This window comes from Vibrio sp. V39_P1S14PM300 (assembly GCF_009904765.1).
GTDB classification, from domain to species: Bacteria; Pseudomonadota; Gammaproteobacteria; order Enterobacterales; family Vibrionaceae; genus Vibrio; species Vibrio proteolyticus.
In genome coordinates, this window is sequence record NZ_WXWP01000268.1 from 1 (window position 1) to 3,525 (window position 3,525).

General features: G+C 51.1%; 1 protein-coding gene. It reads right to left on the reverse strand.

The genetic code is table 11. From position 1 onward, the window contains the following. Window positions 1-187: 187 nt before the first annotated feature. Window positions 188-2,980, reverse strand: a complete 2,793-nt coding sequence (polA, locus tag CAG65_RS13790; RefSeq protein WP_161454016.1) for a DNA polymerase I — start codon at window positions 2,978-2,980, stop codon at window positions 188-190. Window positions 2,981-3,525: the final 545 nt, after the last annotated feature.

Here is a 3,525-nt window from a genome sequence, read left to right on the forward strand (position 1 = left end):
TCTGTACCCTACGCCGCTTAATGTACAACAATTGGTCAGAAATGAAAACTCTTTTTGTAGTTTTTTTTCATTAAATTTTTATTAAGCAACATACGAGTATCCAGGGCCAAGTCTTTTTTAGAGACAAAAAAAAGCCAGTGTTTGTGCACTGGCTCATATATTTTCAGACATTCAGCACAAAAAGTGGTTAGTGCGCTTGATCCCAGTTGTCACCATGGCCCGCTTCAGCAACCAGAGGTACATCCAACTGCGCGGCCGACTCCATCAATTGTTGTACTTTACTTTCAATTTCGGACAAAGATGACTCTTCCACTTCGAACACCAGTTCATCGTGTACCTGCATTAACAGTTTCACGCGTCCCTGGCCTTCCTGCTCAATCCAATCAGCCACCAGCAACATGGCTTTTTTGATGATGTCCGCCGCCGTACCCTGCATCGGTGCATTGATCGCCGCACGCTCAGCCGCCTTGCGACGCATACCGTTTCGTGAAGTGATCTCCGGCAGATGCAACCGGCGGCCAAAGATAGTCTCAACGTAGCCCTGATCCGCCGCCGTACTGCGGGTGTCTTCCATATATTGCATCACTCCCGGGTAGCGCTCAAAGTAGGTGTCCATGTACTGCTGCGCTTCACCACGCGGAATGCCCAGCTGTTTAGCCAGACCAAACGCACTCATGCCGTAAATCAGGCCAAAATTGACCGCTTTGGCGCGGCGGCGTTGTTCACTGGTCACGTCTTCGATGTTGACCCCAATGATCTCCGCCGCGGTCGCCGCGTGGATATCTTTACCTTGCTGGAATGCTTCCAGTAGCGCTTTGTCGCCCGACAGATGAGCCATAATCCGCAATTCAATCTGCGAGTAGTCGACCGCCATGATTTTGTAGCCGTGCGGCGCCACAAACGCCTGACGGATCCGGCGCCCTTCCTCATTACGGATTGGAATGTTCTGCAAGTTCGGATCGGTTGAAGATAGACGCCCTGTCGCGGTTACCGCCTGATGGTAAGAAGTATGCACTCGGCCCGTTTCAGGGTTAATCATCTTCGGCAGTTTATCGGTATAGGTGGATTTGAGTTTGGCCAGGCCGCGGTATTCCAGGATCAGTTTTGGTAGTGGGTAATCGAGCGCCAGCTCCTGCAACACTTCTTCATTGGTCGACGGTGTGCCTGATGGTGTCTTCTTAACAACAGGTAAACCCATTTTCTCAAATAACAGCGCTTGCAACTGCTTAGGCGAGTTCATATTGAACTCCTGCTCAGCCACGTCGTAAGCTTGCTTCTCCAACTCGTCGAGACGCAGCGCAATTTCCTGAGACTGGGCAGCCAGCTTCATGTCATCGATCAACACCCCGGTGCGCTCAATACGTGACAATACCGGCACCAGAGGCATCTCAATCTCGCGGTAGACACTGGCCAGCTTGTCGTCCTGTTCAATATTGGCGATCAGACGCTGATGCAAACGCAAGGTTACGTCGGCATCTTCTGCGGCGTAAGGCGCGGCTTGTTCGAGATCGATTTGATTGAACGTCAGTTGATTCTTACCTTTCCCGGCAATCTGCTCAAAGGAAATGCAGCTGTGCTGCAAAAAGCGCAGTGCCAGGCTGTCCATATCGTGCTTGCCACCAACGCTGTTGAGTACGTAAGACTCCAGCATGGTGTCGTGCTCAATGCCCTTCATCTCAATACCGTAACGCGCCAACACGCTGGCGTCGTACTTGAGGTTCTGCCCCACTTTCGCCTGGTTGTCGTCTTCCAGAATCGGTTTCAGTTGCGCCAGTACCCAATCACGATCCAGTTGCTCGGGTGCATCCAGATAATCGTGCGCCACCGGCACATACGCCGCAACTCCGGCTTGCGTCGCAAACGACACCCCAACCAGGTTAGCGACCATGTAATCCAGGCTGTCGGTTTCGGTATCAAAGGCAAACACCTCTGCCGCTTTGAGTTGCTCCAGCCAAGTCTGGAAGCTGCTCTCATCAAGAATGGTCTCGTAATGGCTGCGATCTATGGTCACTGCCGAAGTGTCCAGTGCCGCCTGAGCTGCGCCCCCGCTGCGGCTGCTGGTGCCGGCCTGCTCATCCGCCTGAATCACCGGACTGCTGCCGTCCAACAGCTCATTCAGCCAGGATTTGAACGCCAATTGGCTGTAGAGTTGTACCAGCTTATCAACATCCGGCTGCGCTTTTGTCAGTGACTGAGGGGTTTCTTCCAGTTCAACGTCCAGCTTGATGGTCGCCAGCTCATAAGACAGGTAAGCGTTGTCTTTGTTCTCAACCAGCTTTTTGGCCATGGTTTTCGAGCCACGAAAACCCAGCGCCGCAATGTCATCCAGTTGCTCGTAGAGGCGATTCAATCCGCCGATTCCCTGTAACAGAGCGGTGGCCGTTTTATCGCCCACGCCCGGCACACCCGGAATGTTGTCCACTTTATCGCCCATCAGCGCCAGATAATCGATGATCAGTTCCGGTGGAATACCAAACTTTTCCACCACGCCTTCACGATCCATCACTACATTGGTCATGGTGTTGATCAACGTCACGTTGTCATCGACCAACTGCGCCATGTCTTTGTCACCGGTACTGATCAACACAGGCATGCCCGCCTGAGACGCCTGATGCGCCAGCGTGCCGATCACGTCATCGGCTTCCACCCCGGGGATCACGATCAAAGGCAATCCCATTGCACGAATCACCTCATGCAAAGGTTCTATTTGGCAACGCAGATCGTCTGGCATTGGCGGACGGTTGGCTTTGTATTCCGGATACATATCATCACGGAAGGTTTTGCCTTTGGCATCAAACACCACCGCGATGCGATCCGAGGAGAACTGGCGCATCATGCTGCGCAGCATGTTGACCACGCCATACACCGCGTTGGTCGGGATCTCACCATTGCTCATCGTGCCCGGATAGGCATGAAACGCGCGATAAAGGTACGAAGAGCCGTCGATAAGAATCAACGGATTATCAGGAATACTGGCCATAATTTAGAGTATCCAAACATAAGCGTAAAAAGATCTGCTTAGGATGCCATGACTGCCGGGATGAATCCATTTTAACTCGGTGAACCTTACTCACACATTTGCTTAACGATCCAGCGCCACCACGCCCCACCTGTGGATAACTCTGTTTATATTATTTATCCACTGGTTTTTTTTTATCACTCAAACTGTCTTAATCTAAATTTAATACTATGAATATTAACGAAAAATAAGAAGATCGATCCCCTCACCCACGATCCTCACACGATCTTCGCTTGTGGAAAAGACCCTTGGTGCCCTTTTGCCCACCTCATCCGGACTGCGCTCAAATAACGGGCATAAAAAAAGCGACATCCTAAGATGTCGCCTAGCAAAAAGGGGTCAAAGCTTTCTTCATTAAGAATGGTCATGCTTTGCCATAAAGCTATAAATTACACTGGAAGCAATGTGAGCAATGTCGTGTCAAAAAGAATGCGTGCAAGCTCAGAAAGTGCTGTCTCATCACCTTTCAACCCAAAGTTAAGCGGTAAATCAACGTCCTTGTGAAC